Below are 451 nucleotides of genomic sequence, written 5' to 3'. Positions count from 1 at the left end.
CACCGAACTCGTGGAGTACAAGACCGGATCGGCATACGTCGACGAACTTGTTTCGGGCGAGTGGCGCCTGGACGATGAGGGATTCCTTGCTATCCCGGCATCTCCGGGGCTCGGAGTTGCCCTCAACTGCGAGGCAGTCGAAAAGTACGGAACCCGACCGGCATTCGCGGTACCACACGCATGAACACGCGTACCAGTCCCCTTGAGAAGGTCATCGCTGTACTCCGTGCGTCGGAAGCAGATCGGTACCGGCCTGTGGTGGACGAGCTCGTTGCTGGCGGAATTCGGGATATCGAACTGACGCTGACCACTCCCGGCACGCTGGACGTGGTCAATCAGCTCCGCGCCAGCTTCGGCGACTGCGCCCGTATCGGCGTCGGCACGGTAACTAATAGTGGATTGGCGCGTGACGCGATCCAGGCCGGCGCGCAGTTCCTCGTCACCCCCGGCA

2 pseudogenes are annotated in these 451 nt (G+C 62.5%); both read left to right on the top strand.

Features of this window, described 5'->3' with window-relative positions:
• Positions 1 to 184: pseudogene (locus AC07RN_RS21220) on the top strand (hypothetical protein); the annotation flags it as partial.
• Positions 181 to 451, top strand: a pseudogene (locus tag AC07RN_RS21215) (hypothetical protein); the annotation flags it as partial. The pseudogenes AC07RN_RS21220 and AC07RN_RS21215, both read left to right, overlap by 4 nt.

The sequence above is a fragment of the Lelliottia sp. GFLA7 genome, from assembly GCF_056490165.1.
The sequence above is the reverse complement of the archived record's forward strand: the minus strand, read 5'-3'. Positions and strand labels throughout refer to the sequence as shown.